The 25,735-nt window shown below is 63.1% G+C and carries 16 protein-coding genes and 1 tRNA gene; 6 read left to right on the forward strand and 11 right to left on the reverse strand.

Going from position 1 to position 25,735, the window contains the following annotated elements; translation table 11 throughout:
• The first annotated feature begins 218 nt into the window (after positions 1-218).
• Positions 219-295, forward strand: a tRNA-Met gene (locus OKW20_RS30600).
• Positions 296-567: 272 nt separating this feature from the next.
• Here the strand turns inward: OKW20_RS30600 and OKW20_RS30605 are convergent.
• From OKW20_RS30605 to OKW20_RS30615, 3 genes are all read right to left on the reverse strand, one after another.
• Positions 568-2,613 (reverse strand): PAS domain S-box protein, encoded by a 2,046-nt coding sequence (locus tag OKW20_RS30605; protein WP_429178304.1) that lies wholly within the window; start codon positions 2,611-2,613, stop codon positions 568-570.
• Between the two features lie 158 nt (positions 2,614-2,771).
• A complete protein-coding gene (locus OKW20_RS30610) occupies positions 2,772-6,479 on the reverse strand; it encodes a response regulator (protein ID WP_429178306.1) in 3,708 nt (1,235 codons plus the stop codon).
• A 179-nt stretch (positions 6,480-6,658) separates the two neighbouring features.
• Entirely contained in the window at positions 6,659-8,017 is a 1,359-nt protein-coding gene (locus OKW20_RS30615) for an MFS transporter (protein ID WP_429178309.1), read from the reverse strand.
• 2 nt (positions 8,018-8,019) lie between these two features.
• On the opposite strand from OKW20_RS30615, the gene OKW20_RS30620 reads away from it, so the two are divergent.
• Together OKW20_RS30620 and OKW20_RS30625 are read left to right on the forward strand one after the other, a co-directional pair.
• Positions 8,020-8,469, forward strand: coding sequence for a winged helix-turn-helix transcriptional regulator (locus OKW20_RS30620; protein WP_043610833.1), 450 nt, complete (start codon positions 8,020-8,022; stop codon positions 8,467-8,469).
• Between the two features lie 115 nt (positions 8,470-8,584).
• Positions 8,585-9,769, forward strand: coding sequence for a GGDEF domain-containing protein (locus OKW20_RS30625; protein ID WP_429178312.1), 1,185 nt, complete (start codon positions 8,585-8,587; stop codon positions 9,767-9,769).
• Positions 9,770-9,841: 72 nt separating this feature from the next.
• On the opposite strand, the gene OKW20_RS30630 is transcribed toward OKW20_RS30625, so the two are convergent.
• From OKW20_RS30630 to OKW20_RS30655, 6 genes are all read right to left on the reverse strand, one after another.
• Positions 9,842-10,627: an ATP-binding cassette domain-containing protein gene (locus OKW20_RS30630; protein ID WP_429178314.1), complete on the reverse strand. Its 786-nt coding sequence runs from the start codon at positions 10,625-10,627 to the stop codon at positions 9,842-9,844.
• A gap of 80 nt (positions 10,628-10,707) precedes the next feature.
• Entirely contained in the window at positions 10,708-12,714 is a 2,007-nt protein-coding gene (fhuB, locus tag OKW20_RS30635; protein WP_429178316.1) for a Fe(3+)-hydroxamate ABC transporter permease FhuB, read from the reverse strand.
• Positions 12,711-13,598: an ABC transporter substrate-binding protein gene (locus OKW20_RS30640; protein ID WP_429178318.1), complete on the reverse strand. Its 888-nt coding sequence runs from the start codon at positions 13,596-13,598 to the stop codon at positions 12,711-12,713. Before OKW20_RS30640 ends, fhuB begins: the two co-directional genes overlap by 4 nt.
• Positions 13,599-13,611: 13 nt before the next feature.
• Positions 13,612-16,005 carry a TonB-dependent siderophore receptor gene (locus OKW20_RS30645; protein ID WP_429178321.1) on the reverse strand — a complete coding sequence of 798 codons (2,394 nt, stop codon included), beginning with the start codon at positions 16,003-16,005 and terminating at the stop codon, positions 13,612-13,614.
• 122 nt (positions 16,006-16,127) lie between these two features.
• Positions 16,128-17,072 (reverse strand): FecR family protein, encoded by a 945-nt coding sequence (locus OKW20_RS30650; protein ID WP_429178323.1) that lies wholly within the window; start codon positions 17,070-17,072, stop codon positions 16,128-16,130.
• A 66-nt stretch (positions 17,073-17,138) separates the two neighbouring features.
• Positions 17,139-17,669 carry an RNA polymerase sigma factor gene (locus OKW20_RS30655; protein ID WP_429178325.1) on the reverse strand — a complete coding sequence of 177 codons (531 nt, stop codon included), beginning with the start codon at positions 17,667-17,669 and terminating at the stop codon, positions 17,139-17,141.
• A gap of 394 nt (positions 17,670-18,063) precedes the next feature.
• Here OKW20_RS30655 and OKW20_RS30660 point away from each other — a divergent pair, with 394 nt between their 5' ends.
• Positions 18,064-19,248, forward strand: coding sequence for a TCR/Tet family MFS transporter (locus tag OKW20_RS30660; protein ID WP_429178377.1), 1,185 nt, complete (start codon positions 18,064-18,066; stop codon positions 19,246-19,248).
• A 7-nt stretch (positions 19,249-19,255) separates the two neighbouring features.
• On the opposite strand, the gene OKW20_RS30665 is transcribed toward OKW20_RS30660, so the two are convergent.
• Entirely contained in the window at positions 19,256-20,101 is an 846-nt protein-coding gene (locus OKW20_RS30665; RefSeq protein WP_429178327.1) for a sulfotransferase family protein, read from the reverse strand.
• A 31-nt stretch (positions 20,102-20,132) separates the two neighbouring features.
• The gene (locus OKW20_RS30670) at positions 20,133-21,338 is read right to left on the reverse strand and encodes a glycosyltransferase family 4 protein (protein ID WP_429178329.1); all 1,206 of its coding nucleotides are present in this window, start codon (positions 21,336-21,338) and stop codon (positions 20,133-20,135) included.
• Positions 21,339-21,609: 271 nt separating this feature from the next.
• On the opposite strand from OKW20_RS30670, the gene OKW20_RS30675 reads away from it, so the two are divergent.
• Positions 21,610-23,070, forward strand: a complete 1,461-nt coding sequence (locus tag OKW20_RS30675) for a pectate lyase family protein (protein WP_429178331.1) — start codon at positions 21,610-21,612, stop codon at positions 23,068-23,070.
• 327 nt (positions 23,071-23,397) lie between these two features.
• Positions 23,398-25,530, forward strand: a complete 2,133-nt coding sequence (locus tag OKW20_RS30680; protein WP_043610823.1) for a GumC family protein — start codon at positions 23,398-23,400, stop codon at positions 25,528-25,530.
• Positions 25,531-25,735: the final 205 nt, after the last annotated feature.

Consider the following 25,735-nt stretch of genomic DNA (forward strand, 5'->3'; position numbering starts at 1 on the left):
CTGCAAAGCGCAAGAAATACCGGAAAACATCTTCTCTTCATCCCTCGGCCCAGCCGAACACGGGCCGCCACCAAGCGGCCCTTTTGTTTTGCTAGCCTGAAACGTAATCAGTGCGTCCCTTACACGAGACAAATCCTCACGGATTTGCTCGGAACAGACCATAAATCCCTTCGGGATTTACGTTACCGCGATAAACCGCTGAAGCGGTTTACGCTTGGCGCGGGGTGGAGCAGCCCGGTAGCTCGTCAGGCTCATAACCTGAAGGCCGCAGGTTCAAATCCTGCCCCCGCAACCAAATCAAAACAAAAGCCCGCATGGAGAAATCCGGCGGGCTTTTGTCCGTTCTAAGGCACAGCGACAGGGTCGATACCGGCGAAGGCCGAAAGGCGCCAGAGCAGGTAAGGGCAAAAGAACCCAGCAAATCCAAAAAACGGGATTTGCGCTAGCAGACCCTTCGTCGCCGTCGCATCTACCCGAATGTCCGAAAGCGTTTGGGGCAGAGTGAGCCGCCCCATCGACAAACGCCGAAGACAGACAGGTGGCCCTTGCGGGCTCGGGTCGCGCGCCTCACTCCAGCGGCTGCAGGCGGTCCTTGGGGACGATCAGGTGGATGATCAGGCCTTCCGGACGCCACTGGCGGAGAATTTCGCCGCCGAACTGCCTTTCGATCGTCAGCTTGGCGAGCTTGGTGCCGAAGCCTTCGGTCTCGGTTCGGGTTACCAGAGGCCCGCCCCGTTCGGTCCATTTCAGTTCCAGGGTATCGCCGCGATCGATGCATTCGATATCGAGCGAGCCGCTGGCGGTTGACAGCGCGCCGTATTTGGCGGCGTTGGTGGCGAACTCGTGCACGACCAGGGAAAAGCCGGTGATCGCGGCGCGCGGGATGCCAAGATCGCAGCCTCGCGTCGTGACCCGGCGAAGGCCTTGGGGCGTATCGCCGTCATAGGGTGAGAGCAATGTCGAAAGCAGCGCCTGCAGATTGGCGCGGCCTTCGCCTGCACCGTCACGGTCGGGCGTTGGCAAAGTGAGCACGTGCGCGCGCGCCAGCGACCCCAGCCGTGCGACGACGGCAGATGCCAGTTCTTCGGCGGATGCGGCGGCCTTGGCGCTCAGCGACACGACGCTGCTTGAGACCATGAACAGGTTCTTTACCCGGTGCGCCATCTCCTGGATCAGCAGATCCTTCTGCTGCTCGGCCTGCCGGCGCTCGGTGATGTCGCGGGCGATCTTGGAAGCGCCGACGACCACGCCGGTATTGTCGCGGATCGGTGAAATCCGCAGCGAGATCGGGATCAGCCCGCCATCCTTGCGCTGTCTGAAGGTTTCGAAGTGGTCGACGCGCTGGCCGGCGCGAACCTTTGCGAGGATCTCCAGTTCTTCGCCGAGGCGATCCTCCGGGATCAACAGCGTGACGGGGCTGCCGACCGCTTCTTCTACCGTATAGCCATAGAGGCGCTCAGCGCCGGCGTTCCAGCTGGTGATGACGCCGTTCAGATCCATCGACAGGATCGCATCTTCCGAGGATTCGACGATCGCCGCCAGTTGTTGGGCAGCGCGTTCCGTTGCGCGGCGGATCGTCAGTTCCTGTTCGGCCGCCTTGAGCAAATGGGCGTTGTCGATGGCGATCGCGGCATGTGCGGCGATCGAGGTCACCGTCGCCTCGGTCTCGGTGGTAAAGACGCCCGGCAGATCATGGCCGAAGAAAAGCCCGCCGTGGACATCACCGGACCGTGAGAGCACCGGAACAGCGAGGTAGCTTACCACCGGCAGGTGACCCTTCGGCATGCCGAAATGCGGCGCGGATTTTCCATAACGCGGGTCAGTGCGGATGTCGTCGGAGCGCACGATGCCGCGACCGCGAAAGGTCGGATCGAACACGGCGGTGTTGCGGGGCAACTGGAAATTCTCGAAGGCCGCGCGCGGCGCGCCGGAGAGGGTGTAGAGCGTGTAGCGCTCGCCGTCCGGGTCGGTGAGATTGTAGAAGAAGGCGCCGAACTTTGCGCCTGTCAGCTCCGTGGCGGCATCGGTCACGGTCTGCACGATGTGATCGAGATCGAGATTGCCGGCGATTGCCTTGGCTATCCGGTCGACCGCCTGCAGCCGGCGCTCGGCTGCCTTGCGCTGGGAAATGTCGAGGATGCTGACATAGGTGCGCTCGCAGCGCGCGCCTTCGAACGTGACGGTGAAGACCACATGCAGCCGCCGGCCGCGCAACGTCTGAACGACGGCCTCGCTGCCGAAGCGCCTCTGACCCTGCCAGAGCGTCACCAGTTCTTCGAGGAAGATCGGCGCCGTTTCCGGCAGAAAGACGTTGGAGAGCGACCGGAGCAACTCGTCCTTTTCGGTGGCCTCGAACAGTTCCACGGTGAAAGGATTGACGTCGACGATACGCACCTGCGCGATCGCTTCGTTCAGCCGCTCGGGGTGCGCCTTCAGATGGGCGCGCAGATCCTCGACACCTTCCGAGCGAAGCCGATCCAAGAGATCGCAGACCCCGGAAAAGTCCTGCTCCCAGACTGCGACTCCGGCGTTCTCGAAAATCTCGCGAAACCGCGCCTCGCTCTCGCGATAGGGCTGTTCGGAGGCGTTTGCGCCACTATTGTCGACCAGCATATTGACCGCTCCCACGAACTCGAAGTGGAACCGCATCGGTGATGGCCACACGTTGCGAAAGGCCGCCGCTGCTTGGCGGGGCGTTCTGAAAAACTACCGCAAGCGCGCCGAAATGCAACGGTGTCCGAGGGGAAGAAGGCTCTATCAAGCGTCCTCCCTCAGTGCCGGAAACGCAAGACGGATTTGGACTCGGCGACGAGCAGGGCCGCGGCCTCGAGCAGTTGTCGAGGGTTGAACGGCTTTGCCAGCAGAGCGGTGTCGGCAAAGCCGGGCGGCAGAGCCTCGCGACCGTAGCCGGATACGAAGACGAACGGGACCTTCTTGTCGGTCAAGGCTGCGGCGATCGCATCAACCGGCTGGCCGCGCAGATTGGCGTCGAGCAGCGCGGCATCCAGCGCCATCTCGTTGATCAGGCGCAACGCATCGCCGGGTGTCGCTGCGGGCCCGGCGACCTCGGCGTCCTCTTCCTCCAGGATCGCGGTGATTTCGAAGGCGATCAGCGCCTCATCCTCAACCACCAATATGCGCTTTCCCTTGAGCTTCGTCGATGCAACCTGGGCACCCGTCGCCGGCCCGTCTGGTAAAGGTTGCTCCGCGTCGGGATCGGTGATCGGCGGAACATCGGCTTCGAGCGGGAGCCACACCTCCCACCGCATGCCATCGGCCTCGGTCTTCAGGTGGGCGCTTCCACCTCCGCCCGTCGCGACCTTCTCGATCAGCCGCGTGCCGAAGCCTGGACCAATCGGGGTTTTGAGCGGTGGTCCACCCCGTTCGATCCAGTTGAGACAAAGGGCATTGCCGGTCACGCTCCAATCGATGGAGACCGATCCCTTGTTCGAGGAAAGCGCGCCGTGTTTTGCCGCGTTGGTCCCAAGTTCATGCAAGACCATTGCCATATGTGTTGCCGTCTGCGCGTCGAACCGAACGGGTGGACCGGAGGTCGTGACCCGGCGCTCGTCGGCAGCGCCCCACAAAAGCTGGTCGCGAATGATGTCGTCGAGGTCAGCCCCCTCCCAGGCGGTTCGGGTCAGAAGCGAGTGCATGCGCGACATCGACTGCAGGCGTCCGCTGAAGCTGGCGGCAAAGTCGGCCGGGGTCTTGGCCGAACGCAAGGTATGCTGGGCGATCGCCTGAACCGAGGCGAGCATGTTCTTGACGCGGTGGCTCAGTTCGCTGAGCAGGCGTTGCTGGGTCTCTTCCGCGCGCTTGCGGTCGGTGATGTCCCGTGCCGCGCCGAACCACTCGGCGATCTCGCCTTTGCCGTCGAGCATCGGTACGGCGCGCGAATGGGTCCAGCCGACGCCGCCGTCGCGGCGGATGACCCGGTGCTCCATTTCGAAAACGGCCTTGTTGTCGATGGCGTCATCGATGCGCGCGAGCATCAGCGTCTGGTCTTCGGGCGGGATGTAGGTTTCGAGCCAACTGCCGCTCGGCTCGTCCGTATCGGCAACGAAGTCCTTGCCCTGCAGAAACCGCATCTCGTGCCAATCGGGGCCCATGCGGTAGATGATATCCGAACTCGCGGTGACGAGCGCGCGGAACCGCTCTTCGCTCGCGCGTAGGGTTTCCGCAGCTTCGGTGCGATACTGTGAGATCTTCAGGTGCGCCTCGATCCGGGCCAGCAGTTCGCGCGCGCTGAAGGGTTTGATCAGGTAGTCGTCAGCGCCGGCCTGCATGCCCTCGATCCGGCTCTCCTCGCCGGCGCGCGCCGACAGAATGATGATTGGCACGGTGTTCGTGCGCGCATCCGCGCGCAAGCGCCTGAGCAGTTCGATCCCGTCGAAGCCTGGCACCATGATGTCGGTGAGGATCAGGTCCGGCTTCTGCAATCCGACGGCGGCGAGTGCGTCTTCGCCATTGCCGACCACCTTGAGATCGTATTGTGCGCTGAGAAGGCGGCGCAGATAGTCGCGCATGTCGGCGTTATCATCGACGATCAACAGGGACCGACGGCCGCCATCTCGCTGTTCCGTTACATGCGGGGCCGGATCAACCTCGGGCAGGCCCGTATCCGGGGACGGATGATCCGGCAGCCATCGCAGTGCCTCCTCCACGAAGGGTGCGGCGCCGGTCGACGTTGACGGGCGATCTTCGCCATTGCCGTTCCGGTGTTGCGCGGACGCGCGGCTGCCTTTGGCGATCGCCACGCGTATGGTCGTGCCTTCGTCGATGCGGCTTTCGGCGGTGACCGTTCCGCCGTGAAGCTGCACCAATTCCTGGACGAAGGCGAGCCCGATGCCTGAGCCCTCCTGGCTGCGACCCCTTGCGCCTTCGACGCGATGGAAGCGCTCGAAAAGCCTGGGCATCTCGTTGGCCGGAATGCCGATGCCGGTATCGCGGACGGTCAGGACGAAATCATCGTCCTCGGCCGCGAGTTTGACGGTGACCTCGCCCTCAAGCGTGAACTTGAAGGCGTTCGAGAGAAGGTTGAGAACGATCTTTTCCCACATCTGGCGATCGACATAGGCCGGTTCCGGCAACGGCGGCGTGTCGACGGTCAGACGCAGTCCCGCCATTTCCATCGCCGATCGAAAAGCGCTGGCAAGCTCTGACGTTGCGGTCGCAAGGTTCGTCGGCTCGAAGCGTGCCTGCAGTCGTCCGGCTTCGATGCGTGAGAATTCAAGCAGCGTGTTGACCAACTTGAGCAGGCGCAGCGAGTTACGATGGGCAACGAGCAGGCGATCATGATCATCGGGCCGCTCCTGGCTGCGGGCCAGAAGGTCCTCGATATGGCCGAGCATCAACGTGATCGGCGTGCGGAACTCGTGGCTGACATTGGAGAAAAAGACGGTCTTTGCGCGGTCGATCTCCGCCAGTGCGTCGGAGCGCTTACGTTCGTCTTCATAGGACTGGGCGTTGCCGATGGCGCTGGCGATCTGCGCCCGCATGAGATGCAGGAAGTCGTGGTAATGCTCGTCGAGCGTCAGGCGGGGATTGATGCCGACCACGAGAAAACCGGCGGCATCGCGGGCATTGGCGGCGGGCAACGGAAGCACGATTGCCGTGTGGGGCAGGTCGAGGTCGGATGCGCTCGCGGAGCTCGGGAAACGGCTTGCGAGATCATCGACAAGGATAGGCTTCAGGTTGGCACCGAATTGCCAGCCGGTAGAACTGTCCTGTTGCGCCAACTCGACCTTTGCTGGGCACAGCGCGTGATCCGGTTCAAGGCCTGCCAATCCGGAAAGACGGGCTCGTCTCCGGCCGGGTTCCACGAGATAGAGAAGGGCGAAGGGCACGTCTCGTTCGTGCTTCCTGAATGTCTCCGTTGCGATCGCGCAGGCCTCGTCGGGCGTTCGCGCATCGCCGGAGCGGGAAGCAAGATCCCGAAGGACGACGATGCGGCGCTCGCCGATCACCTTCTCGGTAATTTCGGTCACGGTGGCGAGCACGCCGCCAATGCCATTTGCTGCGGTTTCGTCGGGCACCGGACTGTAGGCGATGGTGAAATGCGTCTCTTCCAGGAAACCGTGCCTGTTGATCTCGAGCTCGATGTCGTCGTTCCACGTCGCAGGCCCGCCGTTGAAAGGGGTGTCGATCAACGGTTTCAGCACATGCCAGATCTCGCTCCAGCATTCGCTGACCGGTTTGCCGAGCGCCCAGGGGTGTTTTGCTCCGAGCACCGGGCGATAGGCCTCGTTGTAGATCGAGACATAGTGCGGTCCCCACCACAACAGGAGCGGAAACCGGTTGCGCAGAAGGAAGGGGATCATGATCTTCAGCGTCGGCGACCAATTTCCCATCGGCCCGAGCGAGGTCTGCGACCAGTCAAAGTCGTCGATCAGCGACTGCATCTCGTCGTGTGACGCGGGCCACGCCATTTCCTTGGCTGCGACTGCGCTGTCGGACGTGTTCTCGGCGTCTGACATGGCGTTGATCCCCGATAGATGACGCTCAAGCAACGTAAACGCTCGGTTTCGGTAACGGTTCCCTAGCGACGAGCGGTACGATGTCGGACGTTTTTTTGGGGGAGGAGGGGGATGGAAATGGTGCAAAAGCATGACCGCCCTTGCCGAGAGCGGCCGTTCGCGATGCGGGTGGTGCAAAACTAGCCGTTCAGCATCGTGCCATCTTGCTGATCTGCAGGTTTCGTCGCCAGCCAGAAGAGCAACGTAACGAGGCTGAGCGCTGCGCCCATCAGGCAGACGCCCTGCCATCCGCCATGGACGTAGGCGACGGTTGAGAGGGACGATCCGAGCCCGCTGCCGAGCGAATAGAACAGCATATAGGCGGCGGTCAGCCGGTTCTGGGCTTCCGGTCGCACGCGATAGATCAGAGCCTGGTTCGTAACGTGCACAGCCTGAAGGCCGAAGTCGAGGATGAGGACGCCGGCAACGAGCCACAGGAGCGAATGGTCCAGCAGCGAGATCGGCAGCCATGCGGCGAGCATCAGCGCGAGCGATACCCCCGTCGTCCTCTGTCCAAATCCGAGATCGGCCCAGTGTCCGGCGCGCGAGGCGGCGAGCGCTCCGGCAATCCCTGCCAGTCCAAAGAGGCCGACCTCAGTATGCGACAACGAAAAGGGCGGCACGCTCAGCGGCAGGACAAGCGGGGTGAGCAGCGTCGTCACGTTGGCGAAGATCAACATCGCGATGATGCCGCGGACGCGCAGAACCGGCTCCTGGGAAATCAGCGTGAAGGTGGAGGAGACAAGGCGGAGGTAGCTAAGCTTGCTATTTTCCCGTTGTTGATGCGGCAGCAGCTTGTACAGCAGCAGCGCGATCAAGAAGGTGAGCCCGGCAGATACGAAATAAACCGCCCGCCAGCCGGCCAGGTCGGTCAGCAATCCCGCGACGGCGCGGGCCGACAGAATGCCGATGACGATGCCGCTGGTGACAAATCCGACCACCCGGCCCCGTTCCGAGGGGTGGGAGAGACTGGCCGCATAGGCGACCAGCGCCTGCGTGAGCACGGCGAGCATGCCAACTGCGGCAATGGAAACCATCAGCATTTCGACAGTCGCCGAAAAAGCGACGAAGCCAAGGGCGACGACCGAAAGCAGCGACTGAAAGACGATGATCTTGCGGCGATCGAAAAGGTCTCCGAGAGGAACAAGCAGGATCAGCCCGAGCGCGTAGCCAAGTTGGGTTGCGCCGACGATCAGGCCGGCGCGGGTTTCCGACAGATCGAGATCGGCAGCCATGACGTCGAGCAAGGGGTGAGCGAAATAGGCGTTGGCGACGGCGAGGCCGGCGGCGAAGGCAAAGAGCGTCATCATCGGACGCGTCAGCCGCGATGACGGGCAGGCCTTGCCGACCGGGCAGGGGACATCGTTTGCAGCGCCGACCGGCGCCGCAGCAATTTTACCATCCATTGGACGTGTTCCTTGTTTTGGTTTAATAATGAAACCAAGAAATGGATAACATTTTGGTTTCATAATGCAACCAAAATTCCAAATGGAGATCATGCATGGTGGCCCGCAGACGGCTGAAGGAAGACTATTGCCCAAGCGCGCGATCGCTGGATGCGATCGGCGACTGGTGGTCGCTGCTGATCGTGCGCGATGCTTTCGATGACGTGCGCCGCTTCAGCGACTTTCAAAAAAGCCTCGGCATTGCCAAGAACATCCTGACCGACCGCCTGAAAACGCTCGTCGAGCGCGGCATTCTCGAAACGGTTCCGGCCGGCGAGGCGAAGGCCCGGGTCGAGTACCAGTTGACGGCGATGGGCCGCGACCTCTTTCCGGTCATGGTCGCCTTGCGGCAGTTCGGGGAAAAGCATCTGTTTCAGCCGGGCGAGGAGCATTCCCAATTGGTCGAGAAGGAAACGGGCCTGCCGGTTAAGCTCGATATCCGCACACAGGATGGCAAGCCGATCGATGCGTCAGGAACGGTGCTGATCAAGGTTCCCGAGGCGTGACGTCGCTTCAGGCCGGTTCGCGCGCCCGATGCAATGAACCGTTCTAACTTTAGACGAATATTCAGCTTTCTCTGCTAGTCTGCACCGAGTCTTTCCGCAGTTCGGGAAATGGGCGATGGGCGTTGTGACGCTAGACCAGGTAGAAGGCCAGATCGCGCGGGGCTTTCGCTATCTGCATTTTTCGCCGGAGATTGAAGAACTCTTCCGCAAAGACTATGCGGCAGAGCGCGTGCGGCTCGCCGCAATCTGGGGCGTGATCGGCATCTTCATCTACGATCTCGTCTATTTCGGCGACCACACGATGTTGCCGGATGTCTTCGCCGGGTTGTTCACCGTTCGCTTCCTGGTGTTCACGCCCTTCGTCATTGCCTGCATCCTGGCGGTGCGCCGCTGGCCGGACGCTCGCCTTTACGACGTCCTGGCGGTGGCGATCGCGGTGCTCGGCGTCACCTTGCCGATGGCGGTGGCCACGCAGAGCACCAGTCCCTACCTTTTCGTTTACCAGAACGGCAATTCCGCCGCCTTCCTATTTTTCGTCATCGCGCTCCGGCCGCGGTTCTTGGCCGTCGTTTCGGGGCTTGCGCTGATGTGCGCGTCGCATTTCACCACGACGCATCTGACCGGCGCTTTCGACGACGTAACCTATTCCGGCATCATCACCTTCTATCTGACGCTGTCGATCTTCCTGGCGGTGAGCGCCTATTTCCTGGAGCAGAAGGACCGGCAGAATTTTCTCAATCAGCTGAGAGGCAGCCTCCTTTGCCAGCAACTCGAACGCAACGCTGAACGGGATGAACTGACGGGTCTGCTGAACCGCCGGTCGCTGGCGCGGATCGGCGGCTTGCTGTGGAACGAAGCACCGGGCGATACCGCAATTTCGGCGATCTTGCTCGACATCGACCACTTCAAGCGGTTCAACGACGTTCACGGCCATATCGAAGGCGACGCCTGCATCCGCGCCGTCTCACAGTGCATCCGCTCCACGGTCGACGAGGCTGCCTTCGTCTTCCGTTTCGGCGGGGAAGAGATTCTGGTGCTGGCGCCCGGACGGGAGCCGCTGCCGACTTTGGCGATGGCAGAGCGGATCAGGGTGGCGATCGAAGGGCTGCGCCTACCGCATCGCGGACTGACCGATGGCTGCGTGACCGCGAGCCTCGGGGCCGCGACGGCGATCGCCGCGGATACCACGCTCGAGCGGCTGCTGCAGAAGGCAGACGACGCGCTTTACGAAGCCAAGCGCATGGGCAGGAATACGGTCGTGCTTGCCAAGGACGCCGAGCCAGACGCGCAGGTTGCCTAAGCGGCAGTCGAGACGGGAAAGGTGCGGCCTCCCGGCCTCCAAATCAACGACAGGTCTGGGCGTGCCCTTTCATCAACAGGGGACGGCGATGACACGATCGGCCGAGGGGTGGGCGAGGATATCCATCTGCACCCCGTAGATGCGTTCGAGGGTCGTCTTTTCCATGATCTGGTTCGGCCGGCCGCTGGCGACGAGCCGGCCGGAATGGAGCGCAACGATCTGGTCGCAGAAGCGGCTCGCCATGTTGATGTCGTGCAGCACGAGAATGACAGTCAGGCCGCTGGCGCGTGACAGGGTGCGAACGAGTGAAAGCACCTCGATCTGATGGGCGACGTCGAGAGCGGCCGTTGGCTCGTCGAGCAGCAGGCATGCCGCGTTCTGCGCCAACAGCATCGCGAGCCAGGCGCGCTGGCGTTCGCCGCCGGAAAGCGTGTCCACCAGCCGGTCGGCAAGCGGCAGCATATGCGTGCGCTCCAGCGCCCGCTCGACGCTCTCACGGTCGTCACGTCCGAACCGGCCGAGCGCGCCGTGCCACGGGTAACGGCCCATCGCCGTCAGTTCCCGAACCGTCATGGCCGGAGCGGCGGGGATCTGCTGTGGCAGATAGGCGACCCGGCGGGCAAACTCGCGGGTCGGCCGGGCGTCGAGAGGCTTGCCATCGAACGCGATTGCGCCGGACGACGGCGCCTGCTGTCGGGCCAGCATCTTCAGAAGGGTCGACTTGCCCGAGCCGTTATGGCCAACGAGCGCCAGCATTTCGCCCTTGGCGATTTCCAGCTTCGTCGGGTGCAAAAGCACGCGATCGCCGACGGAAAAGCTGGCGTCGCGCACCGCAAAGAGTGGTTTTGCGTCCGTCATCGGGGCTCCTGCAATGTCTGCCGACGGACCGAGATCGGACCGCGTTTCGATTTGATCGGATAGGCTGTTCAAGGCCGGTTTCATTGGGCGCGACCTCGCCAGATCAGCCAAAGGAAGATCGGTCCGCCCAAAAGCGCCGAGATCAGTCCCGGTGCCATCGGCCATGGCCAGGCGAGATTGCGGCCGATCCAGTCCGCTCCAACGAGGAAGGCGGCGCCGGTGAGGGCGCAGGCAACGACGAGATCGCGTTCGCGGCGGAACCCGGCCTGGGCAACGAGATGGGGAACCATGAGCCCGATAAAGCTGACCGGCCCGACGATCATCGTTGCGGCGGCAATGGCGATGGCAGCGACGAAGAACAGGGTGGTCCTCGCCGCACGGTCGGGAATGCCGATCGCTGTTACCGCCGTATCACCGAGCGGCAGTGCCGCGAGCCAGCGACCAAGCACGAGCGCTGCAGCCGTTGCGGCAAGGGCGACGACGCAGACCATGACCGCGTCGGTAAGGCGTACGGCGCCGATCGATCCGGAGAACCAGCTGAGAAGCGCCGCACCGTTCGGGCCGCCGCTTGCAAGGAACAGGACCAGCAGCGCATGGACCATGCTGCCGAGGCCGACGCCGACGAGAAGCGTTCGTTCCGGCTGGAAAGAGGCGCGCCGGGCCAGCGTCGCGACGAGCGCGAGCACCGCGGCGGCGCCGATCGCCGAGACGGCAAGCTTGGACCAGACCGCGCCCGCCGGCACGATCATGAAGGCGATGATCAGCCCAAGGCCGGCACCATGGCCGACGCCGAGAAGATCGGGGCTGGCGAGCGGATTGCGCAAGGCGCGCTGCAGAAGCAGACCTGCAACGGCGAGGCACGTCCCGGCGCCCGCGGCGCCGAGCAGGCGAGGGAGACGCCAGTGCCACGGCACGGCCGGATCTGAGGGGGAGAGGATCTGCCACCCGTGATCGCTGACGCCGGCCAGGACCGAGAGCGCCGAGGCCACAAGCAGGAGGACGAGAAGCAACGCCAGGCCGAGCATGGGCCGGCGCAGCCGGCGCGCGGAAAGCGGCGTCCGGTCCGTCCGCGGGCGCTCCGCCTGCCGCCCGGTAACGGCGAGGAACGCTAGCAGCGGACCGGTGAAGAGGCCGGCGGCCGCACCGGCGGGAATGTCGCCGGCATAGGGCGCGAGCAGAGCGAGTGTCTGGTCGATGAACAGCAGCAGGATCGCGCCGACGAAAGCGGCCGGGAGCGGATTGTGGGACCGTCGCGGCCACAGACGCCGCGCCAGTGCGGGTGCCGCAAGTCCGATGAAGCCGATGATACCGATTTCGGCGGTCACGATCGCTGCCAGCGCGGATGCGAGCCCGAGCAGCGACACTTTGACGACGGCCGGCGACAGCCCAAGGCTGCGGGACGGCCCGTCGCCAAGCGAGAGCAGCCGCAAAGGGCGCAGAAGCAGGATCATGACCAGTCCGACCGTGCCGACCTGTGCCGTCAGCCTTGCCATCGATTGCCAGCCGCTCTGCTGCAGCGATCCCGCCTGCCAGGTCAACAGGTCGCTCAGGAAGTCATGATGGAAGAGGATGAGTAGGCCGTAGATGGCGTTGCAATAAAGACTGATCACGACGCCGGTCAGGACGAAGGCGGGCGCGGAGGCGCCGCGGCCGGCGGCTGCAAGGGCTACGATAGCGAAGACGGCAATGCCGCCGCCAAGGGCAACCAGCTCGTAGCCGTTGATCCAAAGTGCCGGTGCATAGAGCAGCGATGCGGCAAGCGCGAGCTGCGCGCCCGACGTCACGCCAAGCAGGCCGGGTTCGGCGAGCGGATTGCGCAACACCGTCTGGAACACCGAGCCGGCAAAACCAAGCGCCAAGCCGGCGACAAGAGCGAGCAGGATCCGTGGGAACACGCTCAGATAGGCGACCGCCTGGCGGGGGTCGGCAAGATCGGGGGACCGCAGCAGGTGAAGCCAGCCGGACGGGCCGGCGGCGGCCTGCAGATTGGCAAGAGCGAGCCCAAACGCGGTAATCGTAAGCGCGGCGATGCCGACACTGGCGCCGCTGAAGGCGACGCGCGCCGGAGACAGAGACGCATCCGTCATGCCGGCAACCCCTCAAGTGCCGGAACCAGCGTTTCGGCGAAGTGGGTGACCGAGGGCAGTCCGCCGAACGGGTGAAACTGCGGTATGGTGACGCTGCGCGCGGCGCGGATGGGTTCCAGCCGTTGCCAAAGCGCGCTTCGCGCCAGCGAACGGGCCGTTCGTGCCTTAAGCGTCGGGATTTCGACCTGAACGAATGTCGCGCCATCAAGCGGCATCAGGGCGTCGAGCCCCACTTGCGCCAGGCCATTGGCGTTGACTGGACCGGTCCAGGCGTTCGTAAGCCCCAGTTTCTTCAAGACCGCATCCGGCAGGCTGCCTTCGCCATAGACCATCGTTCGTCTTCCATTCTGGTCCGGCAGCAGCACGAGCATCGGCCGGCGCGTGTCGCGCAGTTGTTGACGCTGGACTGCAAGCCGCGCCTCGACGTCAAGCAGGTACGCATCGACATCGGCCAGCGGCACGCCGGCGACCCGGGCGGCATGCATCATGATCGCGACCGCAAGTTCGAAGCGCTTGCCCTTTTCGGCCCTGTCGGGAACCTGTTCCACTGGCGCGATCTCGCCGATCGCAGGTGTCATGGTCAGGCTCGAACTGTTCGCGAGGATCGCATCGGGGGCGATCGCGGCGAGGCGCTCGAGATTGATCTCCCAGAACGGGCCGATATCCGCGACGCTTTCCGGCAAGGTAACCGGCATGCGTTGCCGGAAGTATTGCGTATCCGAAACGGCAACCGGCGTCGCGCCGAGCGCCACCAGCGCTTCCGCCGCCGCCCAGTCGATTGCCGCGATGCGTCTGGCGCTGCTGCTGGCCGCCGCCCGGAAGGGGGCGGCGACGGCAGCAAGCGCGAACGGTGTTGCGGCGAGAAGGCGACGACGGGTGAGCATATCGGTTCGCGTCCTAGAAGCCGATTTTCAACCGGCCGATGACGCTGCGCCGATCGCCTTCGTAGCAGGAGTAGGCGGGGTTGCAGGTCGTGTAGTACTTCTTGTCGAAGACGTTCGTGGCGTTGAGGGAGACGGTGGCGTTTTCGGTCACCTTGTAGCTTGCGCCAAGGTCGAAGACCGTACGTCCACCGACTTCAAGCGTGTTGGTGTTGTTGCCGAAGCTCGATCCGACGAAACGCGCACCGCCGCCAAGCGAAAGCCCTTCGAGCGTGCCGCCGGTGACCGTGTAGTTGAGCCAGGCGGATGCCTGATGCTCGGGCACAAGCGCCGGCCGGTTGCCGATATTACCGCTGTTGTCCTTGGTGATTTCAGCATCCGTCCAGGTGTAGGAGCCGGTGAAATCCCAGCCGCTGCCGAGGCTGAACTTGCCTTCGAGCTCAAGACCGCGCGACTGCACTTCGCCGGTCGCAACGCTGAACCCGGTGTTGCCGGGCCGTGTGTCCGGGGTCAGAACGTTGGATTTCACGATGTCGAAATAGGCGAGCGTGAATAGGCCGTCGAACGAGGTCGGCTCGTATTTGACGCCCACTTCCCATTGCCGGCCTTCAGAGGGATCAAAGGTGTCGCCATCAGCCGACACGCCCGAGTTCGGCACGAAGGATTGCGAGAAGCTGACATAGGGAGCCACGCCCCAATCGGTCAGATAGGTGAGGCCGGCACGCCCAGAGAAATGCCCGACGTCGATTTCCGTCTTGGTCCCGCGCAGCCGGTTGGTGTTGTCGAGATCCAGCCAGTCGTAGCGCCCTCCGAGGGTGGCGATCAGGCTGTCGGTCAAGCTGATCTGGTCCTGCGCGTAGACGCCGATCTGCTGGTAGCGCTCCTTGTAGCTTTGAAGTGGCGTCCCCGGCGGTGTGACGGGCAGGCCATAAACCGGATTGAACGGGTTCAAGGACGGCGCAGGCCCGGTATAGTGCCGCACGTCGGATCGCGACCAGGCGTAGTCGAGACCGAGCAGCAGGTCATGGGCGATCGAACCCGTGTCGAATTCCGCCTGCGCCTGGTTGTCGATTGCCAGACCATCGAAGCTCTCGTCGAAACGGCGCGCCACCCGGTTGAGGCCGGCCGGGCCCGAGCCGGAGATCAGGAGGTTGTCGAGCAGGAAGTTGACGTGCCCGTAGCGTACGTTCTGCCGCACCGTCCAGGTCTCGTTCAGCCGGTGCTCGAATTCGTAGCCGATCGTCTTCTGGATCTGCTCGCTTCTGTTGAAGCTCGGATCGCCGATGAGCACGCCCGTCGGGGTAAAGCTGATCGCGCTGCCGCCGCTCTTGTCCTGGAGCAGATCGCCGCTGATCGTCAGCGACGTCTCGGCATCGGGCGCGAAGGTCAGCGAGGGCGCCAGCAACAGGCGATCGTCGCCGATATCGGCGCCGTTGCCATAGGTAAATTGCGTGTCGCTGTTGCGGGCCACGCCAATCACCCGATAGAGCAGCGCCGGATCCTCGCCAATCGGCCCCGACAGGTCGAAGGCGCCCTGCATGCGGCTGAAGCTGCCGTATTCGACCTCAACCTCGTTGCGGCGGTCCGTGGTCGGCTTCTTCGAGACGCGGTTGACGATGCCGCCTGCGTCGCTCTGCCCATAGAGCGAAGAGGAAGGGCCGCGCAGGACCTCGACGGTTTCAAGCTGGTAGGGGTCCGTGCGGAAGAAGGTGTAGCCGCTCGAAAGCTGACGCAGGCCGTCCCTGTAGGAGCCGGTCGACTGGGCGTTGAAGCCGCGCATCATGATCCAGTCGTAACCCTTCGGATCCGGTCCGTAGGTCTCGATCGTCACGCCCGGAACGTAGCGGAGAATTTCAGTGACGGATTGTGCGTTCTGAGCTTCGATCTGCTTGCGGCCGACCACGGAGATCGACTGTGGGATCTCGATCAACGGCGCGTCGGTCTTGGTTCCCGTGCTGCTATCGGCAACGACGTAGCTGTTTTCGCTAGCCTCGCCGGTTGCAACGATTGCCTGCAGCTTGGTTGCGCCATTGGCGTCGACTTCCGCGCTTGCGGGGGCTGCCGGATCGGAGATCGTTACCGATTTCGGGCCAGTGAAACGATAGGTGAGCCCGGTGCCGGCGAGAATCCGGGCGAGTGCCGCGTCTGCGGACAGGGCGCCATTTGCGCCACTCGACGTTCTGCCCTTGGTGATCGCGGCGCTGTAGAGCACCTGGACGCCGCTGGTCGCGCCGAAGCGCGAAAGTGCAGTATCCAGAGACCCGCTGGCGATGGCGTAGGACTGGTTCGGTTGCTGCGCTGCTGCCGGCTCGCCGGCCACTACGCCTGCCAGCGCCAGGAATGCCGTCGTCGCCAGCATCCTCTTGATTGCAGCCTTCGCCGTGCGCTGCGGCCGATTTCCGTTCATCATGTCCCCGAACCCTGTCTCAGATCGGCATGCCAATCGCGTGCCTTCGATGACAAGAACGACTCCGCGTCGCGGGACCGAAATGATTTTCCGGATTTTTTTGAGCGCGGCTGAGGCGCTGAGGTTCAGTAGAGGAGCACGACGCCACCGCCGACCCGGCTGGCGGAGAGCTGCAGCGACGCTTCCAGATGGGCGATGATCTCGTCCGGCCGATCGAGGTGAAAGACGCCGGAGACCCGGCGGGCGCCGAGACGGTTGCTGGCAATGACGACACGCCCCTTGCGGTGGCGATTGATGTCGAGCACGACGTCGTCGAGCGACCGGTCGCGGAAGACGAGAAGCCCGCGCCTCCAGGCCGCCATCTCGTCGGGGCTGCCGGGGGAGATGGTGCCGAGGCCTTGCCCCGAGTAAAGAATGCTGTCGCCGGCCGAGAGCCGGGCCTCGCTGATACACTCCACCTGAACCGTGCCTTCAAGACATTCCACTTCGACGTCGCCGGCACCGTGGCGAACCGCGAAGGTGGTTCCGAGCCCAACCGTCCGGCCCTGCGCCGCCTCGACTGCGAAGGGGCGGGACGGGTCGTGTGCGACCGCAAAAAGGGCTGCGCCTTCGTGCAGGGTCACCGACCGGGCATTGGCTGAAAACGTGACGGAAAGGCTTGATCCTCCGTCTAGATCGACCGTGGACCCGTCGTCGAGCGTGACCTGCCGCTGCTGCCCCCTTGCGGTGGCGTAGTCGGCGAGGGCGGCGTTGAGCGATGGAAGCAGGCCAAGATAGGAGGCGAACGAGGCCCCGGCGGCCAGCGAAGCACCTGCCGCCGCGCCCCCAAGAAAGCGGCGACGGGAGAGCATGGGGCGCGATCGGGCTGCGCCGGCCTTAAGCGCCGGGCCGGTGATCTTCCAAAGGCGCACGGCCTCGCGATAGGCGTCTTCGTGGGCCGGCCCCACGGCTCGCCATTCCGCCAGGCGCGCGGCATCGTCTTCGGTCGCGGTGCCGGACGTGATGCGAACGACCCATGCGATCGCCTCGCGCTTCAGTCTTTCCGCTTCTCGCGAATCCTCAATATGCATGGATCAGGGTTCCGGTGACGCCGACGTATAGGACAATAAACGATTGGTGACGTCCGAGGCCGAAATTCACCGTCTATTTTTGTCGGTAGCCGGGCCGATTTCGCTCAACCTGCGGGAGCAGTATTCGATTGCCGCGCGAATTTCCAGTTCCACCGTGCGCGTGGAAACACCATGTGCTTCGGCGATTTCGCGATGCGGCTTTTCCTCGACGCGGGCAGCAATCAGGATTACCCGGCGGCGCTCCGGCAGTTCCGCAAGGATCTCGGCCAGGCGCAAAAGTTCGCTTCGCGCGTTGAGCGCCTGCTCGGGCCCCGGCTTCTCGTCGGGCAGCGCCAGCAGATCCTCGATTTCCAGCGAGGTCAGTCGCCGCCGTGTGGATGCGCGGCTGTGGTCGATGGCGAGATTGCGCACGATGCGACGCAGATAGGGGACGGGTGCCTTCAACGCGGCCGCGCCGTTGCGCGAAAAGCGGATCCAGGCTTCCTGGGCCAGGTCTTCGCCATCCTCCGTCGAACCGGCGCGCGACGACAGATAGCGTGAAAGGCCCGCACGCTCGCGCATGAAGATCAAAGCCAGCTTGTCGTCACGGCTTTTCATCGGATTGAAGTCGCCCCTGCCATCCCCGCACCGGTGCCGGCGCGGGGAATGGGATAGCCGGCCACAGACCGGAGCGCAATAGTGGAGTTTAAATCTCATGTTATAGACGTGTGCGGCGATAGGGATTGCGGCCCGCGGCTATCTGACGTAAATATTGCCCGTCGCGAAAAGCGACCGCTTCCCTTGATCCGCTCAGTGGCGGAGTAAACAGGTGGACGAATTGGCGTCCAGGCGGTCGAGTACATGCCATCCCCGCCTATTTCGGCGCGGATCGGCCAGCGTCTCCCAGAACCAGATATCTGACATTTCGTCAGCCCCTGCTCGCGAGCCATTGGCGCCTGGCGGTGCCGCACGCTCGCGTCTACCGGAGCGTGCCATGACCACACCCCTTACCATGAAGAAACCACTTATCGTCATTTTTGCTGCCATTGTCCTCGATGCCGTCGGCATCGGGCTGATCTTCCCCATTCTGCCGTCGCTGCTGAAGGAGGTCACGCAGACCGACGACGTCGCGCCGCTCATCGGCACCATGACAGCCCTCTATGCAGTGATGCAGTTCGTGTTTGCACCGGTGCTCGGTGCACTCAGCGACCGCATCGGCCGCCGGCCTGTCTTGCTGCTTTCCCTTGGGGGAGCCGCCGTCAACTACCTGTTTCTGGCTTTCGCCTCCAACCTCTGGATGCTTTTCGCAGGTCGCGCGATCGCCGGCCTGACGAGCGCCAACCTGGCGGTGGCGACGGCCTATATCACCGACATCTCGCCGGAAGACAAACGCGCCCGCCGCTTCGGCCTGTTCAATGCCATGTTCGGAATCGGCTTTATCGTCGGCCCGGTGCTGGGCGGCATCCTTGGCGACCATGGCTTGCGGCTGCCCTTCATTGCAGCCGCCGTTCTCAACGCCTGCAATCTGCTGCTGGCGCTCTTCGTCCTGCCGGAACCGCGCATTCCCAGCCGCGAGAGGATCGATCTGGCCGCGCTCAATCCGCTCCGTCCGCTCGGCTGGGCTTTCTCCACAAAGGGCCTGATGCCGATCGTCGTTCTGTTCATCGCCTTGAGCGCGACAGGCGAGGCCTACAGCACCTGCTGGGCCCTGTGGGGCAGTGATGCCTTTCACTGGAACGGGTTGTGGATCGGCCTTTCGCTTGGCGCCTTCGGGGTCTGCCAGGCCCTCGCCCAGGCTTTCCTCCCCGGCCCGGCGGTGAAACGGCTCGGCGAACGCGCGACGATCCTGACAGGCGTTGCCGGCGCATGCGTCGGCTTGCTCGTCATGGCATTTGCGACGGAAGGCTGGATGATCTTCGCCGTCATGCCGATCTTCGTGCTCGGCGGCATCGGCGCGCCGGCCCTGCAGTCCCTTGCGACCCGCCAGGTCGATGAGACCCAGCAAGGCCAGTTTCAGGGCGTGCTGGCGTCGGCGGTGAGCCTGGCGTCGATCGCCAGCCCGCTCGCTTTCTCAAGCTTCTATTTCGTCTTCCGGCAGGAATGGCCAGGCGCCATCTGGCTGTCGGTCGTCGCCCTCTATCTGGTGGCCGTACCGCTCGTTCTGTCGCTACGATTTGGGCGACCCGCCGAGGGCTAGGCCGGCATCAGGCCGCTGGTCGCGCGCTACCGGCGGCCGCCTGCAGCCAGCCCGAAAGGTCCTGCTTCAGAAGCGCGCCGAGTCTTTCGGTTTCCGGCGCGTAGAATTCGACCAGCCGGTTGCGCAGGTCCGTCGGCAGCGGCACATAGTCGAGTTCGCGGGCGACCATCGAGCGCAGGCCCTTCACGATGGGATTGCTGCGGAACGGTGCCGCGATCGGCTTTAGCGGCTGAAGAAGTCGGCGCAGCTTCGGCGGCACGACAGGCACAGTTTTGTCCTTGACCTTGTTGACGACCGGGTGCAGCGGCGCGGACAGCCGCAGAAAGTCTCTCACCGCGTCGAGATGCGCCTGCGGGTTCTGGCGCATATGCTCATAGAGCAGAACCTGCAGGTTTTCGACCGGAAACAGATCGAGATAGGCTTCCAGCTGGCGGCAATAGAGGCCGCCGACCAGGAAACGTCCGCCCTTTGCCTGGCGCGGATCGAGATACCGGGTGATGTCGGTGCCGACTTCCCCGCGGCGATAGAGCATGCAGTAGTCGGAATAGGCGCGGTCGATGGGATTGCGCAGCTGCGCGATCAGCCGTGCCCGCGGCAGCGCCTTCTTGATGCGGGCCGCCGCTTCCGGTTCGTCGAGGTAGGAATTGGATTTCTCGCCGACGATGGTCTGCTCAGGCTTGGGCTCGAATTGCTCCAGATACCAGGCGTCGCCCTTGTCGAAGTTTCGGCTGAAGAAGTGCAGCTCGGGGTCCGGCATGTAGACGGAAGGGTTCTGCTGCAGCGACTGCTGTAGCCAGGTGGTCGCGCTCTTGGCAGCGCCGATGATCAGGAAATCGATATCCGAGAGCTGCATGTCGTTCTCTTTCTTTCCGCTGTCGGTGGGCTCAGTGGGCGGCGTGCGCCGAGATGTCGGAGGGCCGTTTTCCGAGAATTCGCTGATAAATGCTGACGATGCCGTCGACATGGGGCTTGATGCCATAGGCAGCGAGCGTCGAGGTGCGCGCCGTTTCGCTGATGCGTTGCCACTCGCCTCTGTCTTTCAGCAGGCGCTCCATCGGGGCGACGAAAGCCTCTGGGTTTTCCGGCTCGACGAGAAAACCGGTGACGTCGTTTTCGATCGCCTCCGGGTTCCCGCCGTGGTTGGTGGCGACGACCGGGGTGCCGTACATCATGGCCTCGATGAGCGTTCTGCCGAACGGCTCGCTCATGGCCGGGACGAGGAGAATGTCGACGGCGCACATGTAGGGCGCGACCGGATGACGAAATCCCATGAGGTGGATCTTGTCGGCGATCCCGAGCGCGCGCGCGCGTTCCGCGGTCTCAAGGTCGAGCCGCGGCCCTGCCTGTTCGGGCGTGCCGAAAAGCAGGCCGGCAATCGGGAAATCCAGATTGCTGCGGTGAAAGGCGTGAACCGCTTCGACGAAGCGGAGAGGGCGCTTGCGCTCGTTGAGAAGCCCGAAATAGCCGACGAACCGCGTTTCCTCCGGCAGGCCGAGCTCGCGCACCAGCGCCAGCCTGCTTTCCTCCCGGTCGGGGATCTGGTCCGGATGCCGGAAGGGGCTGTGCAGCACCGAGATACGCCCTGCGAGCGGCAGCAACGGCTTGGCCGGCTGCGCAAATCGCGAGACCGTCACCACGTGCTTGGCAAGAAGCGGTGCAAGCATGTTGACGGCCCGGGCGCGAGGGTCGCCGCGGTGGTGCCACAGGAGTTTCGCGCCGGCCAGGTAGGTTGGAAGCGCCCAGGTCGTATGGATCGCGCCGTCGTTGGTGTGCACGATGTCGATGTTGTGTCGTCTGAGAAGCTTGATGATCTTCACCATCGAGATCGGATAGCGCAGTGCCGAGAAGGATTGCTGCGTGAGCGGCCGATCCCGTTGCGGCGAGAGGATGTCGATGTCCTCGATCGTGACGTAGTCGATCTTGTTCTCGTCCAGATATCTGGAGAGCGCCTTGCGCGGATGATGCACGAAGACGATGGGATTGATCCGTTCCCTGTCGAACGACGATATGAGGTTGAGCGCGGAAATATGGCTCCCCCCGATGTCATCACCCGAAAATGGAAATCCGACGGTAATTGCTTTTTGAGACACGAAACGAGGTCCCGAAAGTAAACTAAATATGGCGAAACTATAGCACCGTCTTATTGCTACTTCGAGAGGCCAAAAGCGAGAGTTATATACCTATTTCGGGTGATGCAAATAAATCGAATTGACGAACTATAACAAAAGTGGAAAGCTTCGCCCCGAATTGCGCGAAAAATATTCTTTTGATTGACGATATAGGGCGGAATGAATTGCCCTGCACAAGCGTTTTCAAGCTTCTGGAGCGGGGCCTCGCCAAAAGGCTTTGGGAGTAGATTATATGCCGATTGAGATTTTCATGCCGCGCACATCGCCACGTGCGCCGCGGCCGGCCGGTCATTTCGGTTATCGGCCTATCCAGCAACAGACACGGCGCGCAAAGGCTTTTCAGCATGGCGCGTGCACGCTTGCCCTGCTTTCCGCCTTCTGCGGTGTCGCGGCTTCGGCCGCCGAGCCGCAGATGGTTGCGTTTCCCGGTGCCGAAGGGCACGGGAAGATGGCGCAGGGCGGCCGGGGCGGCCGCATCATCCAGGTAACGAGCCTCGAGGATTCCGGTCCCGGTACGTTGCGCGAATGCATCGAGGCGACCGGGGCCCGAAATTGCGTGTTTCGCATTTCCGGGATCATCCGGCTCAAATCCTCGCTCGTGATCGGCGAGGATAACAACTCGGTTTCGATCCTCGGACAGACGGCGCCGGGCGGCGGCATTTTGTTGACCATCGACCAGACGAATGACGAGCTGAGGCATACCCCGTTGGTTGCCAAGCAGACGCACGACGTGATCGTCCGGCATCTGCGTATTCGGCCGCGGCTGCCGAACTCCGTCAAGAACGTCCATGCGGCGGTGATCGAAAACAGCCAGCGCGTCTATTTCGACCATACGTCGATGTCCTGGGCGACCGACGAGAACGTCAGCACCTATTCCAACACGACGGACATCACCATCGCGAACTCGATCTTTGCCGAGGGGCTGAACAAGCACAGCAAGTGCACCCTGCTCGGCGCCGACCCCAGAGTTCCGCAGAACATTACCTTCTGGCGAAACGCTTGCATTTCCAACAACGACCGAAACCCCGACAACAACCACTACGGAAAATCCTGCATCGAGATCATCAACAACGTGTTCTTCAATGCACGGTCCGAATGGGGCGAGGTGTTCTCGCAGTATCCGGGCGGCACGCCAATCTCCTATGTCGGCAACTACTTCAAGGCAGGTCCGAGCACGGTCGAGAAGACCTACGCCATCAAGTGGCAGAATGTCGAAAGCGCCGCCCAGCCGCAGATCTACGAGAGCGGCAACGAGTTGTGGGCGCCGCCCTCCAAGTCGCTTCAGCTGCTTTCGCCGGGAACGGACCAATTCGTGGTGAACCGTCCGCCTTGCCCGTTGGCGGTTGATACGCTCCTTGCCGCCGGTGAGGCATATGAAGAGGTTCGCGGCCAGTCCGGCGCGTTTCCCCGTGACGATCTGGACGTCGCCTGGATCAAGGATATGGGCGCGAAAGGCGAGAGGGGGGCAGGGCGCATGGTGGTTGCGCCGGGCGAGATCCCGGCGATCGAGGAGGCGCACGCCTATGCGGACGAGGACGGTGATGGCATGGCCGACAGCGTGGAGGAAAAATTTGGCGGCGTCGTCGGTGTGAACGACGCCTGGGAGCCTGCCTCGACCGGTGGGGGCACGCGCTTCGATCAATTCATGGAATGGCTGTCGCAGGAGCGGATTGCCGGTCGCTACCCGAACTAACGGGTGGCCTACGGTCTCTTTTCTGCGGCGGCCCGCAATTGTCGGAAGTGCCCGAGAATGTCCGTCGCAACCATGAGGTCAAATCGTTCCCTTGGTTCGGCGGCAAGCAACTATTGCTCTTCCGGACGCGGTATAATATAGTTTTCTAAATTTGAATGTTATTTCTATGTCAGTATTTTACCTGCGTGGCATTGCCTCTTGCCGCGTGGAGTCTGTGCGAGCGTGCCTTTAGTTCTTTGACGTCAGGTATTTCTATCAAATTTATATGTTAGGGCTCTCATGCTGACCATCGATCGCAAAGTCGAAGCGCCTCCAGGGCGAGGCCAAATGCCTGCGGTTCAGTATCGGGAGGCGCGCCTTGCGCCGCGCGGATATGGCATCCGCGATCTGTTCGAGCTTTTCCGCCGGTATCGCGTGGTCTTCTTCTCGCTGCTGGGATTTGCGTTGCTTGCGACGCTGCTGACGGCCGCCTTGCTGCCGCGCTCCTATACGGCAGCTTCCGCCATCGTCTTTGACCGTAACGACGTCCGCCCCTATGAGGCGCAGGTCGAGCTGCGCAAGCTCGAACGCGACCGGTCGGTAATGGAAACCGAACTGGACGTGATCCGCTCGCGCGTCTTCGTCGGCGTCGTCGTCGATGCGCTCAACCTGGTCAACGACCCCGATTTCAACACCTACCTGCCTGAGACCCGCAGCGAGCACGAGACGTTCCTGCAGTCGTTCTTCGCCAACATCTCCGAGTTCATTTTCGGCGCGCCGGAAGAGAGCACCCAGAAGGAGCGGCTGATCTCCGAAAACGTGCAGCGCAACCGCGCCATCTCGACGCTGCTGAACTCCTATGTCGTCACCCGTACCGGGGAAAGCCTCGCGCTGACGATCCGCGTGGTGCAATCGAATCCCTTGAAGGCGGCCACGATCGCTGACGCGCTCGCCGAGCAGTATCTCTCCTGGACGGCGAAAAAGACCGAAGAGGCCACAAACAACACGGTTGCGTATCTGCGCGGCGAGATGGCCAACAGCGCTACGAGAATTGCCGGCATGGAGCGCGATATCGCCGCCTTTGCCCGCGACAGCGACCTGACCTTCGATCCGCAGGACGATGTTCTGAGAGCCCGTATGCTGCAGCTCAACGAGCAATATGTGACCCTGCGTGTCGAGGAGGCGGGCGCGGTTGCGAAGTACAACGAGGCCAAGCAGCTGGTGTCTGCCGACGGCAAGGAGCTGGCCGGCAGTGCGCTGACTTCGACGCAGCTTGACCAGCTGCGTGGTGAAGAGGCGCGGCTCGAGCGCACGCGCGCGCAACTCGGCGCCAAGTTCGGCAAGAACCATCCGCTGGTCCTCGACGCCACGAACGAGCTTGAGTCCGTGCGCTCCATGATCGGCAACGAGGCCCAGCGCCTCGTGCAGGAGCTGGCCAACAACGCCAAGGTCGCAACTGTGCGCGCCGAAAAATTCCAGGCGGAACTGAGCGCGCTGCAGGACAAGGTCCAGGGCCGCAACCTTGCCGAAATCCGTCGGCGTGAACTTGCTCGTGACCTTCAGTCGGAACAGGCGGTCTACGACCAGATCGTGCTCAGGCTCGGTGCGCTCAATCCCGAAAGAGGCGAGTACAAGCCGACCGCCCGGATCGCGTCCTATGCGGAAGTGCCGACGAAGCCGACATTCCCGAACAATACGCTGGTGATCGTCGCCGGCAGCATCGGGGCCGTCCTGCTCGCAGTCGTCGGGGTCATCATTTCGGACTCGCTGGAAAGCAGGCTTTACCTGCCGCGCGACGCCGAGCAACTGCTCAACCGTCCGAACCTTGCCAGCGTCCCCGACATGCGCAAGCGGCTGCGGAACTCGTCGGCCTTTTACCACTACATGCTGAACAATCCGGAGTCGCCGGCGGCCACCGCCATGCGCACTTTGTGCATGGCCTGGCTCACGATCGACCATGAGGCGGGCGGCAAGGTGGTGATGTTGTGCTCGCCGGCACTTGGCGACGGCAAGACCACGGTCGCGCTCGGCATGGCGACAATGGCAAAGGTCGACGGGCTGCGCCCGATCGTCATCGACCTCGACATGTCGGCGCAGAGCGCGCCGAACATTGCCGGTGCCAACACCAAGGATACCGCGATCACGGCGCCGCTCGAAGGCAAGGTCGATATCAAGAGCCGGATCGCGACGTCGCCTGCCTATCCCCACCTCGAGTTCATTTCGGTGCGTCCGGGTCTGATGAACCTCGATGTGCTCTGCGCCGAACTGCGCGACAGCTACGATCTCATCATCGTCGACGCGCCGGCCGTCGAGGAAAACGAGGGCGTGATCTGGCTCGCATCGCACGTCGATTCCGTCATTTTGGTCTGCCGCTCGGGCGGCACGACGGATCGCCAGCTCGCCAATGTTCAGCAACGGCTGTCGCTGAACCACGCGGTCATTCTCGGCAGCGTCATGAACTACTGCGACCGTTCGGAGTAGGCGCCGCGGTCAAACCGGTCGGTAAAGCGCTCGCAACTGGCGGGCGCCGGTCGACAAAGTTGGCGCAGCCGGTCCGCTGATCCCCATCGTCAAATAGAGAAAGCCTTGATGCTCGACAGCCGCGTCAGTTGCGCGCCGTTCGAGCAGGCGATCGGCCTGGCTTCATAGCTGTAGCAGCATTCGATCTGCACTGACGGCGGCGCTA

The organism is Ensifer sp. LBL (assembly GCF_050435225.1).
Taxonomy (GTDB): domain Bacteria; phylum Pseudomonadota; class Alphaproteobacteria; order Rhizobiales; family Rhizobiaceae; genus Ensifer.

Bases quoted from the DNA above. Each gene is read 5' to 3' on its own strand.
- OKW20_RS30605 (WP_429178304.1), bottom strand. From the start codon at position 2,613: ATGCTGGTCGACAATAGTGGCGCAAACGCCTCCGAACAGCCCTATCGC.
- OKW20_RS30610 (WP_429178306.1), bottom strand. From the start codon at position 6,479: ATGTCAGACGCCGAGAACACGTCCGACAGCGCAGTCGCAGCCAAGGAA.
- OKW20_RS30615 (WP_429178309.1), bottom strand. From the start codon at position 8,017: ATGATCTCCATTTGGAATTTTGGTTGCATTATGAAACCAAAATGTTAT.
- OKW20_RS30620 (WP_043610833.1), top strand. From the start codon at position 8,020: ATGGTGGCCCGCAGACGGCTGAAGGAAGACTATTGCCCAAGCGCGCGA.
- OKW20_RS30625 (WP_429178312.1), top strand. From the start codon at position 8,585: ATGGGCGTTGTGACGCTAGACCAGGTAGAAGGCCAGATCGCGCGGGGC.
- OKW20_RS30630 (WP_429178314.1), bottom strand. From the start codon at position 10,627: ATGACGGACGCAAAACCACTCTTTGCGGTGCGCGACGCCAGCTTTTCC.
- fhuB (WP_429178316.1), bottom strand. From the start codon at position 12,714: ATGACGGATGCGTCTCTGTCTCCGGCGCGCGTCGCCTTCAGCGGCGCC.
- OKW20_RS30640 (WP_429178318.1), bottom strand. From the start codon at position 13,598: ATGCTCACCCGTCGTCGCCTTCTCGCCGCAACACCGTTCGCGCTTGCT.
- OKW20_RS30645 (WP_429178321.1), bottom strand. From the start codon at position 16,005: ATGATGAACGGAAATCGGCCGCAGCGCACGGCGAAGGCTGCAATCAAG.
- OKW20_RS30650 (WP_429178323.1), bottom strand. From the start codon at position 17,072: ATGCATATTGAGGATTCGCGAGAAGCGGAAAGACTGAAGCGCGAGGCG.
- OKW20_RS30655 (WP_429178325.1), bottom strand. From the start codon at position 17,669: ATGAAAAGCCGTGACGACAAGCTGGCTTTGATCTTCATGCGCGAGCGT.
- OKW20_RS30660 (WP_429178377.1), top strand. From the start codon at position 18,064: ATGAAGAAACCACTTATCGTCATTTTTGCTGCCATTGTCCTCGATGCC.
- OKW20_RS30665 (WP_429178327.1), bottom strand. From the start codon at position 20,101: ATGCAGCTCTCGGATATCGATTTCCTGATCATCGGCGCTGCCAAGAGC.
- OKW20_RS30675 (WP_429178331.1), top strand. From the start codon at position 21,610: ATGCCGATTGAGATTTTCATGCCGCGCACATCGCCACGTGCGCCGCGG.
- OKW20_RS30680 (WP_043610823.1), top strand. From the start codon at position 23,398: ATGCCTGCGGTTCAGTATCGGGAGGCGCGCCTTGCGCCGCGCGGATAT.